Raw genomic sequence first — 14,324 nt, 5'->3', positions numbered from 1 at the left:
GCCTCCGGCGGGCAGGGCTGAGCCCTGCACCACTTTCATTTTGATATGGTCCAAACCTCTGAAACACCGCTGCGATCCAGCAGATGGGTGCAGCGGTCACCCCTGCCCGACCGGCGGCTCTTGCACGATTTTTGCGACCAGTCAGCCTTGATATCAACCCGGCTTTGGCGTCGGCCCGGCAAAGCGATCGGCGGTGCGCAATTGCGGAAACCGCCAGGCCCACAGCAATGTCACCAGCACAGCGCCGATGCCGCCGGCCACCACCGCCGGCACCGCTCCGACATAGCGGGCGGCCAGTCCGGATTCGAGCTCGCCAAGTTCATTGCTCGCCGAAATGAACAGGCCCGACACGCTGGAAACCCGGCCGCGCATGTCATCGGGCGTGTGCAGCTGGATCAAGGTGCCGCGCACGAACACGCTGATGGCGTCGGCCGCGCCCAGCACGAACAGCGCCGCCAGGCTGAGCGGATAGGAGGTGGACAGGCCAAACACCACCGTCGCCAGCCCAAATACTGCTACGCTGGCAAACATCACCGGGCCGACATGGCGGCGCAGCGGCCTATTGGCCAGCAGCACGGCTACAATCACCGCGCCAACCGACGGCGCCGCCCGCAGCGGCCCCAGCCCGGCCACACCAACATCCAGCACATCGCGCGCATACACCGGCAGCATCGCGGTGGCACCGCCCAGCAGCACGGCAAACAGATCAAGGCTGATGGCACCCAGCACCACGCGGTTGTGGCGCACGAAGCTGATGCCCTCCATCACGCTGCGCCAAGGCGTTACTACGGCTGGCGGCGGCAGCGGCACCGGCCGGATGATCATCAGGCAGATGAACGTCAGGATAAACAGCACGGCTGCCACGAGATAGGGCGTGGCCGGCGACACGGCATAGAGGAACGCGCCGAGCGGCGGCCCGATCACCGCGCCGGCCTGCCAGGAAATACTGTTCAGCGCGATGGCTTGCGGCAACAGTTCGCGCGGCACCAGATTGGGTGCCAGCGCTGCCATCGATGGCCCCTGAAACGCCCGCGCCACCCCGAGCAGCGCCGCCACGACAAACAGCGCTGTCATCGGCACTTCACCGGCCAACGCCAGCCCGCCAATCACGGCGGCGCAAAGGATTTCGAGCGCGACGGCAGCGCGGGCAATATGGCGGCGGTCCATCCGGTCAGCGATCACGCCCACCACCAGCGCCAGGCAAAACAGCGGTAAAAACTGCGCCAGCCCGATCATGCCAAGCAAGAACGCCGCATCATCACGGCTCATGCTGGCGCGGGCGATATCATACACCTGCCAGCCGATCACGATCACCAGCATCAACCCGGCAACGGTCGCAAAAAAGCGCGACAGCCAGAAGGCGCGGTAATCGCGAATTTGCAGAGGTGCGGGCAGGGTAAACACGATAGGACCGCATAAGTAGGCCGGCGGCACACGGCAACGTCAAACTGGCAATGACCGGTTTGCGCCAGCCTCGCCGAATTGCCCGGCTGCCGGTTCGATGATATTTGCAGCCATGGGTTTCATTCGCTTGCTTCCCGGGCTGATCATGGCGGCGCTGCTGGTCAGCTGCGGGATCGCACTGATGGCGGCGGCGTGGCTTGGCTGGACCGATCGCTTTGGCTGGCAGATTGGCGTACTGGCGCTGGCCTTGTCGTGGGTAGCCGGCTTCAACGTGTTCGTGCTGGTTGGCGCATTCCTGTTTGCCGGGGACACGCTGCGTTGGTCCTTGCTGCACTGCGCCGCGCTGTCGGCCACGGGCATGCTCTATGCCACCGGCGGCATCATGAGCGGCGTGTTCCAGTTCGTCACTGCGCGCGCTCCAAAACGCCCGTAATTCAGAGCAAACCCTATTGAAAAAAAATGGGAAGCAAAAAGGCCTCCGGCGGCCAGGGCCTGAGGCCCTGGACCCGCTTTTGTTTGATGCGGAACTTATACAACAAAAGCAGAGGCTTGAATAAAGTGGGTGCAGGGGCCACCCCTGCCCGCCGGAGGCATTTCCTTCTAAAATCCCCATGAAAACTGGGACTTCGTGTCAGTCGCGCAGCGTCACAAAGCTGTCCAGCACCCGCTTGCGCCCCGCTGCCGGAAAATCGATTTCCAGCTTGTTGCCATCGACATGAAACACCACGCCTTCGCCGAATTTGGCATGGAACACTTTGGCGCCGCGCCGGATGGTGGGGGCAGCCGCCAGGGACACGGCACTCACCCGGGCTTCGCGCCAGGATTGTTCGCGCGCCGGCTGGCTGCCAAGTGGGCCGAAATCGCGGCCCCCATTCCGGTCTCCGGCCCAATTGCCAGCCTCATGGCCCGGCTGCGTGATTGCCCGTGTCCAGCCTGGCCCGCGCCCGGTGCCGCGCTCCACATCGGCAAATGGATCGCCGCCGGCCAGCGCTGCCCGCCACAGGCTCGGCCCGCCCGACAATGTCGATCGCGCCTCGACATGGGCGTCAGGCAATTCGGCGATGAAGCGGCTGGGCAGGGCGGCCGTCCATTGCCCGTAAACCTGCCGATTGGCGGCATTGATGATGTGCGCGGCCTTGCGGGCGCGGGTAATGCCGACATAGGCCAGCCGCCGTTCTTCTTCCAGCGCGGCGGTGCCGCCTTCGTCCATGGCGCGCTGGCTGGGGAACACGCCTTCTTCCCAACCCGGCAGAAACACCTGATCAAATTCCAGGCCCTTGGCGGCATGCAAGGTCATGATGGTGATTTTTTCGTCATCAGGCGCGGCTTCATTGTCCATCACCAGCGCGACATGTTCCAGGAACGCTGTCAGCGTGGGATAATCGCCCATCGCGCGCACCAGTTCCTTCAGATTGTCGATCCGGCCATCGGCATCGGTGGATTTTTCGGCCTGCCACATCCCGACATAGCCGGATTCCTCCAGTATGATTTCCGCCAATTCGGCATGACCGACAGTGCCGGCCTGGTCACGCCACCGGCTGATGTTGGCCAGAAACGCCTTCACGGTGCGCCGCGCTGCCGGGGTGAGCCCGTCGCCTTCGGCCAGCGCAGCGGCAGCGCGGGGCAGCGACACATCCAGGCGGCGGGCAGCGGCGTGCATGGTGGCCATCGCCTTGTCGCCCAGGCCGCGCTTGGGCACATTGATGATCCGTTCGAACGCCAGCGCATCATCGGGCTGTGCCACCAGCCGCAAATACGCCAGCGCGTCGCGCACCTCCGCGCGTTCATAGAATCGAAAACCGCCGACGATGCGATAGGGCATGCCGATGGCAATGAAGCGATCTTCGAACAATCGGGTTTGAAACTGGGCGCGCACCAGGATCGCCACCTCGTTCAGCGATGCACCGCCCCGGGCCAAGCGTTCGGCTTCGTCGCCAACCAGCCGGGCTTCTTCGGGCCCATCCCACACGCTGGTCACCTGCACCTTGTGGCCATCGGCGTGGGCGGTGAACAGCGCCTTGCCCAGCCGGCCGCTGTTGTGTGCGATCAGGGCATTGGCCGCGCCCAGGATATGCGGCGTCGATCGGTAGTTCTCCTCCAGGCGGATCATGCGCGCGCCGGGGAAATCCCGTTCGAATTGCAGGATGTTCGACACTTCGGCGCCGCGCCAGCTGTAGATCGATTGATCATCGTCGCCCACGCAAGCAATGTTGCGATGCGGGCCAATCAGCGCGGTGAGCCACTGGTGCTGCGCGCTGTTGGTGTCCTGATATTCATCGACCATGATATAGCGAAAGCGCCGCTGCCAATCGGCCAGCACATCGGGATGGCTGCGAAAAATGCTGATCATGTGCAGCAGCAGATCACCGAAATCACAGGCATTCAGGCCGGCCAGCCGCTGCTGGTAGCGCGCATACAGCGCCGGGGCCTTGCCGTCGGCAAAGCCATGGCGCTCACCAGCGGGCACCAGATCAGGGCTGAACCCCTTGTTTTTCCAGCGATCAATCAAGCTGGCCAGTTGCTTGGCCGGCCAGCGCTTGTCATCGATGTCGGCTTCGGCCAGCACTTGCTTGAGCAGGCGCAGTTGATCGTCTGTATCCAGGATGGTGAAATCCGGCGTCAGCCCCACCAGTGCCGCCTGCCGGCGCAACATCTTGGCCGACAGCGCGTGAAACGTGCCCAGCCACGGCAGGCCTTCGGCCATCGGCCCCAGCAGCATTTCGGTGCGGTGGCGCATTTCGCGCGCGGCCTTGTTGGTGAAGGTCACGGCCAGCACCTGGCTGGGAAAGGCGAGCCGGCCCCACAAGATATGCGCCAGCCGCGCCGTCAGTGCTTTGGTCTTGCCGGTGCCGGCGCCCGCGAGGATCAGCAGCGGGCCTTCGGTGGTGGTGACGGCTTCACGTTGCGGCGCGTTCAGGCCGGCCAGCCATGGCGGCTGGCTGGCGGGCGCTGAGTCAAAAGGCGGTGCAGGCTGCATAAGCGAACAAGTATGGAACAAACGCGCCGCTGCCAAGAGGGCAGGGGCAGTTGATTCAATCTGACACTGGCTTTGCCGTTTTCGTGTGTGAGCCGGTGCACTTCGTTGCCGGCCAGATGAGGGCGCGGCCATGAGTGCAATGCTGAAACCGCCAATGCGCATGGTTCGCAATGTTGGCTGGCAGCAAGTGCTGGGTTTCAACCAGCCGGACGAACCGTTCTGGGCCACCGTGCGCGGCCAGCAGCTCAGCCAGCTGCGGGGCAATGTGCCGTTCAATTTGACTGTGCTGGCGCTGAACCTTGTGCTGGTCACTGCCAATTTCGCCGATGCCGTGCCGTTTTCGGTGTTGGCGCCGTGGTTGGCTGGTATGGCCAGCATGTCGCTGCTGTGGAGTGTTCGCGCCATCCGCCGCCGTCGCCGCAAAATCGAAAAGGCCGGCCAGGTGGAGTTGTGGCGCGTCACGGCCGAAATTTCGGCGCTGGCGTTTTTCTGGGCCGGTATGGTGTCGGCGATGTTGCCGATGCTGCCCACCGACGGCCAATCCATGCTGATCATCTTCTCATTCATCTTCATGGGCGCGGTCAGCAATTGCGCCGCGACCATTCCGGCTGCGGTGGCATTGGTGTGCGCCTTCATCGGTGCTGGCATCTGGGCGTCATTGCCGGCGGCGGCGGCGCTGGAGCAGCCGTTGATGGCGCTGGGATTGATCAGCTTCGTTGGCGTCAAAGTGCGGGCGGCGCTGGTTACCACCTATCACGCCATGGCCCGGCTGCAGAGCGAGGCCGAATTGGCCGATCAGGGCGAGGTGGTGCGCCTGCTGCTCAATGAATATGAATCTAACGGTTCGGATTGGCTTCTGGAGCTGGATGTCGGCGGCCGCCTCACCCATGTCACGACGCGGTTTGCCGATGTGGCGCGGCGGCGGCGCAGTGATCTGCTGGGGCAGCCGCTGCTGGCGCTGCTCGATCCCACGCAGGCCGGCGCCAGCGTGGCGTCACTGGCGCACGCCATCAAGGCGCGGGAGGCGTTTCGCGATGTTGTGGTGCCGGTGCCGCTGGGGCGCGATTTGCGCTGGTGGGCCTTGTCGGGCACGCCAAAGCAGGATGCGGCCGGCCAGTTCACCGGCTTTCGCGGTGTGGGCCGCGATGTCACCGATGTCCGGCGCGGCCAGGAACGCATTGCGCAGCTCGCCCGCTTCGATCCGCTGACCGGGCTGGCCAATCGCAGCCTGTTTCGCGAACAGCTGGATGATGTTGCCGAACAGGCCGAACATGCCGGCAAGCCTGCCGCGCTGCTGTTTGTCGACCTCGATCGCTTCAAGGCGGTGAACGACGGCTTTGGCCATGCCGCTGGCGATCTGCTGCTGCGCCAGGTGGCGCAACGCTTGCAGGCCTTGGTCAAGGGCGGCGCCACCGTCGCCCGGCTGGGCGGCGATGAATTTGCCGTGTTGCTGCCGGGCGCCACGGCCGAACGCGCCGACCGGCTGGCGCAGCGCATCGTCAAGGATCTGGCGCGGCCGTTTCCGCTCGGCGACGAAACCCACGCCGGCGCGGCCATGGTGGGCGCATCGATCGGCTGGGCACTCGCGCCGGCCGATGGCGATACGCCCGAAGCCTTGCTGAAGGCCGCCGATCTGGCGCTGTACCGAGTCAAGGAACAGGGCCGCGGGGCTGCCTTGCGCTTTGCCCCGGAAATGGCCGAAGCCGCTGCCGAACGCCGCCGCCTTGAGGCTGATCTGGCCATGGCGGTGGAGCGCGGCCAATTGGCGCTGGCCTTCCAGCCGGTGGTGGATGCCGTGGATGAACGCATCACCGGCTTTGAAGCGCTGCTGCGCTGGAATCACCCCGATCTGGGCCTGATCTCGCCGCTGCGCTTCATTCCGCTGGCCGAGGAAACCGGGCTGATCGTGCCGATCGGCCACTGGGTGATCGAACAGGCGTTGATGTGGGCGGCGCGCTGGCCCAGCCATATCCGGATCGCCGTCAATTTGTCGGCGGGGCAGATGGAGGATGTCGATTTGCCTGACCGCGTCGCGCGCGCGCTGGCCAAACATGGCGTGCCGGCGGATCGGCTCGAGCTGGAAATCACCGAAAGCCTTTTTCTTGCGGAAAAGCCGGCGGTGGTCGATGTGCTGGCCAGGCTGACCGCGCTGGGCATCCATTTTGCGCTGGATGATTTCGGCACCGGCTATTCGGCGCTAGGCACGCTGCAAAAGGCCAGTTTCAGCCGCATCAAGATCGATCGCAGCTTTGTGCGCCGCGCCACCGCCATGGGCGATGAAGCGAGCGCCATCATCCAGGCCATCGTGCGCATGGCATCCAGCCTGGATATGCAAACCACCGCCGAAGGCACCGAAACCCGCGCGGCATTCGAATTGTGCCGAGATCTGGGCTGCACCCAGGTTCAGGGCTTTTTGTTCGGCAAACCGATGCCGCCCGAAGAGGCCACGGCGCTGATTCTGGTATCAGAGGCGGTCTGAACGCCCGCTGCTGGCGCAAGGCCTCAGGTTCAGGCCCCAAAGCGCAAGGCTCCGCTGGAATCAGTCCCCGCTCTCTATCCACGCCTTCAGCAGCGTGTGGGCGATCGCCATCGGCGGCGGCGCCAGAAAATCGCCGCTGCCGGCCAGGGCGGCGCGCACTTCGTCCTTGGTCACCCAGCGCACCTCCTCCAGTTCGTCCTGATCCAGCCGCACTTCAAAGGTTTCGCTTTCGGCAAAGGCTGCGATCATCAGGCTGGAAGGAAACGGCCACGGCTGGCTGGCCAGATACTGCACGCGGCCGCAGGTGATGCCGGCTTCTTCCCACAATTCGCGGCGCACGGCTTCTTCCAGGCTTTCGCCGGGTTCAACAAAGCCAGCGAGGGCCGACAAAAACCCCTTGGGAAAACGCGGCTGGCGCCCGATCAGCGCATGATCCTGCCGCACCGCCAGCATGATGACCACCGGATCGACACGCGGGAAATGCTCCGCCTTGCAAGCCGTGCATTGCCGGGCATAGCCGGCCTTGGCGAGCACGGTTGGCCCGCCGCATACCGCGCAAAAGCCGTGGCGCTGGTGCCAATCGATGATGCTGCGCGCCTGCGCCACGATGGCCGCTTCGTGGGCGGGCAGCAGTGCGCCGGCGGCGCGGGCATCCAAAACCTTGCCGCCGAAATCCGCCACCAGTTCATCAGCAGGCGCTGCCGCCGCGAAACGCGGCGAATCGCCGTCCATGCCCAGAAAGATCGTCAGCGCATCGTGCGGCACATCGGATCGGTAGGCCCACAATATCGCTGGCGTTTCGCCCCCCACACCACCAGGGCGCACCACCGGGTTCAATTTGTCCAGCACCAGCCAGCGCGCATCCGACCGCCCGCGCAGGCCGATGATGGCAGCCGGATCGCGGCGCAATTCATCGGCGCGGTCAAGCTTGTTGCCGGTAAAGCCGGTTACCGGCACGTCCAAGAACATCGTCATGCCGCCAATTTCCCCCCGCTCGACGTTGCGCTTTGCCCGAGCACCGCGGCCTTGGCAAACAGCGTCGGCAGCCCGGCACCACCAAGCTCGGCCACCGGTAGCCACAGCGCGCCATCGAGGTCCGGCCGCTCATCCAGCCACAGCGCTTGCACGCGCAATTCCAGCTCAAAGTGGGTGAAACCATGGCGCACCGCGCCCAGCAGCTGCCAATCGCCAGCAAGCGGCGGCGGCGCATCGCTTCCGCGCCAATCACAGCTAGGCAGCGCGCGCATCCCACCCAGCAGGCCGCGCGCGGGCCGCTGCACGGTCAGGATATGCAGCCCATCGCGATCCCCCGCTGCGATCCACCAGGCGGTGCCATGGCGCAACGGCCGTGCGCGCTTCGCGGGTTTGACAGGGTAATCCTCAGGATTGCCGGCGCTGCGGGCGGTGCATATCGTTGCAATCGGGCATACCAGGCAGTGTGGGCGGCGCGGGGTGCACACGCGCCGCGCCAGATCCATCATGGCCTGCGCAAAATCGGCCGATTGGCCCGCCGGCAGCACCGCAGCCAGCCCACTGCGAATCGCTGTCCGCGCCGCCGGCAACGGCGCGCTGATGCCGAGCAGGCGGGTGGTCACCCGTTCGATATTGCCGTCAATCACCACGGCATCGCGGCCAAAGCCGAACGCCGCCACCGCCGCCGCCGTATAGTCGCCAATGCCCGGCAGGCCGCTCAGTGCCGCTTCGTCGCCCGGAAACGCGCCGCCGTGCTGACTGGTAACGGCGCGCGCGCAAGCCAGAAGATTGCGGGCGCGGGCATAATAGCCCAGCCCGGCCCAGGCCTGCATCACATCGGCATCATCGGCCGCCGCCAGCGCAGCCACGCTGGGCCAGCGCGCGGTGAACGCCTGAAAATACGGCGCGGCGGCTTCAACAGTGGTTTGCTGCAACATCACCTCCGACAGCCAGACCCGGTAGGGCCAATCATCGTCGGCCGGCAGCACTGCGCCAGGCGGATTGCGCCAAGGCAGCACGCGGGCATGGCTGCGATACCAGTTGATCAGCAAGGCGGGCCAGCTATCGGTCACACCTCGTCTATGGCATGGCCAGACGATGCCGCAAACGCCCCCCAAAACGCCTGCAAAGCGTGCCCGCACGGCGGCGCAGCCGGCCGCCCCGCCGGCGCGCACCAATCGCCCGCGCGCCATTGCCGATTTGGTGGGGAATGTCGGCGGCCAGGCCTTCAAACGCTTCGGCTTCACCCAGAGGGCGCTGCTGGACCGCTGGACGGAAATCGTCGGCCAACAATATGCCCGCCATTGCCGGCCGCTGCGCCTGAAATTTGCCGTGGGCAAAAAAGACGGCGGCACATTGGCTATTGCGGCCACCGGCGCGCTGGCACCGATGCTGCGCCATGTCGAACCGCAGATCATCGAACGCGCTAACCGCATCCTGGGTTACGGCGCTGTGGCGCGCATCACGCTGGAGCAGGCCGCCGGCGTGATGGCGCCGCCGCCCGAGCCGCCACCAGGCCCGCCGCCGCCGCTGGCCGAAGCCACCCGCTCAACCCTGCGCGACATTGCCGATCCCGAACTGCGCACCGCGCTGCAATCGCTGGCCGAAGCCTTGGCCGGCTCAAACGGCCCGCCCAAGATCAGGTGAGGCGGCTCCCGGCCGCTTTCGGTGGGGGCTTGGCGCTGCCCCCTCCGCCGCGCTAGACAGTGAAGATGCACGTGCGCACTCTCTCCCTGTTTGCCGCTCTCCTGCTGGGCAGCCCGCTTCTGGCGCAACCCAAGCCTGCCGCCGCCAGGCCCGCTGTCACCAAGGCAGTCGTCAAGCCATTCGCCTGGGAGAACCGCATCGCGATGACCGCGCAAGGCGGCGTGCTGCTCGGCAATCCGGCGGCGGCGGTGAAGCTGGTCGAATTTGGCTCGCTGACCTGCCCGCATTGCCGCAGTTTTCATGAAACCGGCCTGCCGGCCATCAAGGCACGGTATCTGGCCAGTGGCCGCGTCAGTTATGAATATCGCCCGTTCACGCTGAATGGCATCGATCTGATGGCCGGGCTGGTCATGCAATGCCAGGCGGCGGCGGGGGCCTGGGCCTTTGTCGATCGCAGCTACAGCCGCCAGGATGAATTGCTGCTGCCATTTCAGGCCATCAGCGAGGCGGACCGCGCCAGCATCACCAGCCTGCCGCAGGGTGCCCAGGGCCCACGCATGGCCGAACTGGGCAAATTGCCGGAGTTTGCTGCTGCTGCCGGGGTGCCGCGCGCCCGCTATGATGCCTGCCTGGCCGCCAAGCCGGGCATGGACAAGCTGCTGGCGATCCGCGCCGATGCCGTTCAAACCCACAAGCTGGCTGGCACGCCCAGCTTTTTGATCAACGGCCAGATGCAGACCGACGTGTTCGATTGGGCGGCACTTGAGCCGCTGCTTGCCGCCGCCGTCAAGGCAGCCCCCACCATAAGGACCAAATGATGCGCCACATGATGTTGATTGCCGCCCTCCCGCTCGCGCTTGCCGCCTGCAACGACAGCAAGACGGCGGCCCCTGCTCCTGATGCCGCCCTCCCGGCTGCGGTGGCAGCGCCAGCCGGCCAGAATTGGGCCGAAGTCGTCACGGCCACACCCGAAGGCGGCTTTCGCATGGGCAATCCGAATGCCAAGGTGAAGCTGTTGGAATTTGCCTCGCTCACCTGCCCGCACTGCAAGGATTTCCACGAAGCCGCCGCCGCGACCATCAAATCCAAATATGTTGCCAGCGGCAATGTCAGTTACGAATATCGTAATTTCGTGCTGAATGGCCCGGATTTTGCTGCCACGGTCTTGTCGCGTTGCCAGGGGCCGGAGGCGTTTTTTGGCTTGCTCGATGCATTTTATGCCGATCAAGCCGGCTGGATCGAGCCGTTCGGCAAGTTAAGCAAAACCGATCAGGAAGCGCTCGGCAAGCTGCCCGAAGACGAGCAGGTGCGCCGCATGGCCGAACTGGGCGGGCTGGCCGATTATGTGAAATTGCGCGGCATCCCGCGCGCCAAATTCGATCAATGCCTAAGCGATCCCGCGCAAGCCAAGGCGGTGAATGATCTGCGCAATCAGGCCGTGAACGAATACAAGCTGACCGGCACACCCAGCTTCATCATCAACGGCACGGTTCAAGAGGGCGTGTTCGAATGGCGCGATCTGGAAGTTAAATTGCAGACAGCGCTGCGGTAAGGCCCACAGTTGGAATTTCGCCGCCTTCGCCTTGCCGGCTTCAAGTCGTTTGTCGAGCCAGCTGATCTGCTGATCGAGCCGGGCTTGACCGGTGTGGTTGGCCCCAATGGTTGCGGCAAATCCAATCTCCTCGAGGCGCTGCGCTGGGTGATGGGCGAAGCCAGCCCCAAATCGATGCGTTCGGGCGGCATGGACGATGTGATTTTTGCAGGCACCGCCGCGCGGCCAGCCCGCCAATTTGCCAGCGTCACCCTGCAATTGGCTGGCAGCGCCGGCGAGGAACTGGAAGTCCAGCGCCGCATCGATCGCGGTGCCGGTTCGGACTATCGGCTGAATGGCCGCGATGCCCGCGCGCAGGATGTGCGGCTGCTGTTTGCCGATTCGGCCACGGGCGCTCACAGCCCGGCCATTGTTGGCCAGGGCCGCATCAGCGCCATTATCGCCGCCCGTCCCACCGAACGCCGGCAATTGCTGGAAGAAGCCGCCGGCATTGCCGGCCTGGCAGTGCGCCGCCGAGAAGCGGAAATCCGGCTGCGCGCGGCCGAAGCCAATGTGCTGCGGCTGGACGATGTGATCCGCAGCCTGGAAACCCAGGCGGCGACGCTGCGCCGGCAGGCCAAGGCGGCCGAGCGTTATCGCAGCCTGTCCGACCGGATTCGCCGCGCGGAGGCGGCGTTGGTGCATGCCCGCTGGCACGAAACCGTGCGCGCCAGCGAACGCGCCCAGGCCGCCGTAGTGGCGGTGCAGGTGTTGGTCAGCGAACGGACACGGATGGCAGCGGCGGTCTCCGCCGCGACAGCAGAGGTCAACGCCAGCCTGCCCGCGCTGCGCCAGGCGGACGCCGATTCCGCCGCCGCGGCACAGGCGCTGCGCCAACGCCGCGCGCTTTTAAGTGCCGAAGCCAACGAAATCACCCGGCGGCAGGCCGCGCTGACCAGCCTGATGGCCAGCCTTGAACGCGACGCCGCCCGCGAAACCGCGCTGGCCGATGATGCCGCCCGCGCCCAGGCCCGGCTGGCCAGCGAGGATGCCGCCCTGGGTGCAGCGCGGGCGGCGTTGGCCGCCGCCCGGCCTGCCGCCGAAGCGGCAACAATGGCGGCGCAGGCCGCCGCCCAAACCGATGATGCTGCGCTGGTTGATGCCATGGCCGCCCATGCCGCCGCCGCCGCCGCCGTGCGCATCGCGGCCGAAGCGGCAGCGGCATCCACGGCACGCGCCGCCCGCGCCCGCAACGAAGCGTCTGCACTGGCCGAACGTTTGGCAAGGCTGGCGCCGGCCCCCGATCTGGAACCACTGCAAGTGGCTGTAAATGCAGCATCGGCCGCAGTGGCTGCCTGCGAAACTGCAGTGGCCGAGGCCGAAGCGGCGCGCCCGGAGCCCGAAGCGGCGCGCAGCGAAGCCGCTGCCGCTGCGGCTGCCGCGCGTGCAACGCTGGCCAGCCTGGAAGCCGAAAGCGCCGCACTGGCGCGGCGCCTGGCGGCCGATCAAGGCAAGGCCGCGCGCATCGCGGATCGGCTCATGCCCACGCCGGGCCATGAATCGGCGCTGGCAGCGGCACTGGGCGAGGATATGGACGCTGGCCCAGCCGATTCGGCCGCGCCGCGCCGCTGGGCCGGGCGTGAAATCTCCGGCGATGATCCAGCGTTGCCGAACGGCTGCACGCCGTTGCTTGATCATGTACAGGCCCCGCCCGAGCTGGCACGCCGGCTGGCGCAAATTGGCGTGCTGATCGGTCCGCTCACCGCTGCGCCGTCGCCAGCGCAGTTGCTGGCGTTGCACCCGGGCCAGCGGCTGGTGAACGCTGCCGGCCAGTTGTGGCGCTGGGACGGGCTGATTGATGATGGCCGCGGGGCAGGCGGGCGCACCGATGCGGCAGCGGCTCGCCTGCGTGCCCGCCGCCGCGCCGCTGAAATCGCTGCTGAAATTGCCGCTATGGTGGCCACGCTGGCCGCGGCCCAGACCAGCCAGCGCGAGGCCGAGACTGCCGCAGTCGCTGCCGCCGCCGCTGAGCGCGCGTCCAGGCAGGCGCGTGACGCCGCCGCCCGTACCCAGGCCGAAGCCCGCGCCGGCCTGGCACGGGCCGAAACGGCCGCAGCCCGCAGCGCCGGTGAAGCTGCCACCCTGCACAGCGCCGCGGCCCGCGCCGCAGCCGACGCCGAGCGTCTGGCAGCCGAAGCCGCCGCCGCCGAAGCAGCCGTGCCAAGCGGCGATGGTGCCGCCGCCAGCGCCGCCGCCTTGGCGGAAGCGCGCAGCAGCAATGATCGCAGCCGCGCCGCGCTTGCCGCCGCCTCAGCCGCGCTGGACAGCAACGCCCGCGATGCAACGGCTGCCACGGCGCGCCGCCAGGCACTGGCCAATGAGCAAGGCGAATGGCAACGCCGGCTGGCCGCTAGCGCCGGGCAGGGCGAAGAACTGGGGCGCCGCCGCGCCGCCGCTCAGGATGAGCAGGCCGGGCTGGCAGCCCGCAGCCGTGCCATCGCAGCCGACATCGCCGGGCTGGCCGATCGCATGCTGGCCGCAGATGCAGCCCGCAGCGCCGCTGCTGACCGGCTGGCCAGCGCCGATGCTGGCATGACAGTGCTTGCGGCGCAGCTGCGCGCTGCGGATGCAGAGGCGGCTGAAGCGCGCGAGACGCGTGCGACCATTGCTGCCGAGGCCGAGCATCAGGATATGGCGCGCTGCGAGATCGAGCGCCTGTGCGGCGAGCGCTTCCAATGCCCGCCGCCGCTGCTGCCCGGCCGCCAGGGCTTCGCGCTAGATCCGGGCGACTCAGCGGCACTGGCGCAGGCTTATGACGCGCTGGTGGCAAACCGCGAACAGCTTGGCCCGGTCAATCTTCGTGCGGATATCGAGCTGAAACAACTGGAAGACCAGTCCACGCTGATCGCCAGCGAAAAGATCGAGCTTGATACGGCGATTGCCCGGCTGCGCGGATCGATCGGCAGCCTGAACCGCGAAGGCCGTCAGCGCCTGCAAGCGGCATTCGATGCGGTCGATGCGCATTTCCGCACTCTTTTTGCCGATCTGTTCGCTGGCGGCGAAGCGCGGCTGGCGCTCATCGAATCCGACGATCCCCTCGAAGCTGGCCTGGAAATAATGGCGCAGCCGCCCGGCAAGAAACTGCAATCGCTTACCCTCCTGTCAGGCGGCGAGCAGGCGTTGACTGCTGCGGCGCTGATCTTTGCGCTGTTCCTCGCCAATCCCGCGCCGATCTGCGTGCTCGATGAGGTCGATGCACCGCTGGATGATGCCAATGTCGAGCGGTTTTGCGATCTGCTTGACCGGATGGCGGC

At 66.4% G+C, this 14,324-nt stretch carries 10 protein-coding genes; 6 read left to right on the top strand and 4 right to left on the bottom strand.

All coding sequences use genetic code 11. The annotated features are described in order from the left end of the window. Window positions 1-153: 153 nt before the first annotated feature. On the bottom strand, window positions 154-1,404 hold the full coding sequence (locus ABWP50_RS02680; RefSeq protein WP_353216445.1) for an MFS transporter: 1,251 nt from the start codon (window positions 1,402-1,404) through the stop codon (window positions 154-156). Between the two features lie 97 nt (window positions 1,405-1,501). Here ABWP50_RS02680 and ABWP50_RS02675 point away from each other — a divergent pair, with 97 nt between their 5' ends. Beyond that, window positions 1,502-1,837 carry a hypothetical protein gene (locus tag ABWP50_RS02675; protein WP_353216444.1) on the top strand — a complete coding sequence of 112 codons (336 nt, stop codon included), beginning with the start codon at window positions 1,502-1,504 and terminating at the stop codon, window positions 1,835-1,837. Between the two features lie 198 nt (window positions 1,838-2,035). On the opposite strand, the gene ABWP50_RS02670 is transcribed toward ABWP50_RS02675, so the two are convergent. Next, the gene (locus ABWP50_RS02670; RefSeq protein ID WP_353216443.1) at window positions 2,036-4,381 is read right to left on the bottom strand and encodes an ATP-dependent helicase; all 2,346 of its coding nucleotides are present in this window, start codon (window positions 4,379-4,381) and stop codon (window positions 2,036-2,038) included. Between the two features lie 130 nt (window positions 4,382-4,511). On the opposite strand from ABWP50_RS02670, the gene ABWP50_RS02665 reads away from it, so the two are divergent. Then, window positions 4,512-6,860: a putative bifunctional diguanylate cyclase/phosphodiesterase gene (locus ABWP50_RS02665; protein WP_353216442.1), complete on the top strand. Its 2,349-nt coding sequence runs from the start codon at window positions 4,512-4,514 to the stop codon at window positions 6,858-6,860. A 60-nt stretch (window positions 6,861-6,920) separates the two neighbouring features. Here ABWP50_RS02665 and nudC read toward each other — a convergent pair whose 3' ends face one another. Both nudC and ABWP50_RS02655 read right to left on the bottom strand, forming a co-directional pair. Next, complete coding sequence (gene nudC / locus ABWP50_RS02660) at window positions 6,921-7,835, bottom strand: NAD(+) diphosphatase (RefSeq protein ID WP_353216441.1); 915 nt, start codon at window positions 7,833-7,835, stop codon at window positions 6,921-6,923. After that, window positions 7,832-8,905, bottom strand: coding sequence for an A/G-specific adenine glycosylase (locus tag ABWP50_RS02655; RefSeq protein ID WP_353216440.1), 1,074 nt, complete (start codon window positions 8,903-8,905; stop codon window positions 7,832-7,834). The genes nudC and ABWP50_RS02655 overlap by 4 nt, the downstream gene beginning before the upstream one ends. 25 nt (window positions 8,906-8,930) lie before the next feature. On the opposite strand from ABWP50_RS02655, the gene ABWP50_RS02650 reads away from it, so the two are divergent. The 4 genes from ABWP50_RS02650 to ABWP50_RS02635 form a co-directional block, all read left to right on the top strand. Next, the gene (locus ABWP50_RS02650) at window positions 8,931-9,479 is read left to right on the top strand and encodes a DUF721 domain-containing protein (RefSeq protein WP_353216439.1); all 549 of its coding nucleotides are present in this window, start codon (window positions 8,931-8,933) and stop codon (window positions 9,477-9,479) included. A 65-nt stretch (window positions 9,480-9,544) separates the two neighbouring features. Next, on the top strand, window positions 9,545-10,297 hold the full coding sequence (locus ABWP50_RS02645) for a thioredoxin domain-containing protein (RefSeq protein WP_353216438.1): 753 nt from the start codon (window positions 9,545-9,547) through the stop codon (window positions 10,295-10,297). An 8-nt stretch (window positions 10,298-10,305) separates the two neighbouring features. Next, entirely contained in the window at window positions 10,306-11,031 is a 726-nt protein-coding gene (locus tag ABWP50_RS02640) for a thioredoxin domain-containing protein (RefSeq protein WP_353216437.1), read from the top strand. 9 nt (window positions 11,032-11,040) lie between these two features. Further along, a partial coding sequence (locus tag ABWP50_RS02635) for a chromosome segregation SMC family protein (RefSeq protein WP_353216436.1) occupies window positions 11,041-14,324 on the top strand: 3,284 nt, incomplete at its 3' end.

The organism is Sandarakinorhabdus sp. (assembly GCF_040398645.1).
In the GTDB taxonomy this organism is placed as follows: Bacteria; Pseudomonadota; Alphaproteobacteria; order Sphingomonadales; family Sphingomonadaceae; genus Sandarakinorhabdus.
This window is presented reverse-complemented; position numbering and strand designations above follow the sequence as displayed.

Bases quoted from the DNA above. Each gene is read 5' to 3' on its own strand.
- ABWP50_RS02675 (WP_353216444.1), top strand. From the start codon at position 1,502: ATGATATTTGCAGCCATGGGTTTCATTCGCTTGCTTCCCGGGCTGATC.
- ABWP50_RS02670 (WP_353216443.1), bottom strand. From the start codon at position 4,381: ATGCAGCCTGCACCGCCTTTTGACTCAGCGCCCGCCAGCCAGCCGCCA.
- ABWP50_RS02665 (WP_353216442.1), top strand. From the start codon at position 4,512: ATGAGTGCAATGCTGAAACCGCCAATGCGCATGGTTCGCAATGTTGGC.
- nudC (WP_353216441.1), bottom strand. From the start codon at position 7,835: ATGACGATGTTCTTGGACGTGCCGGTAACCGGCTTTACCGGCAACAAG.
- ABWP50_RS02650 (WP_353216439.1), top strand. From the start codon at position 8,931: ATGCCGCAAACGCCCCCCAAAACGCCTGCAAAGCGTGCCCGCACGGCG.
- ABWP50_RS02645 (WP_353216438.1), top strand. From the start codon at position 9,545: ATGCACGTGCGCACTCTCTCCCTGTTTGCCGCTCTCCTGCTGGGCAGC.
- ABWP50_RS02640 (WP_353216437.1), top strand. From the start codon at position 10,306: ATGATGTTGATTGCCGCCCTCCCGCTCGCGCTTGCCGCCTGCAACGAC.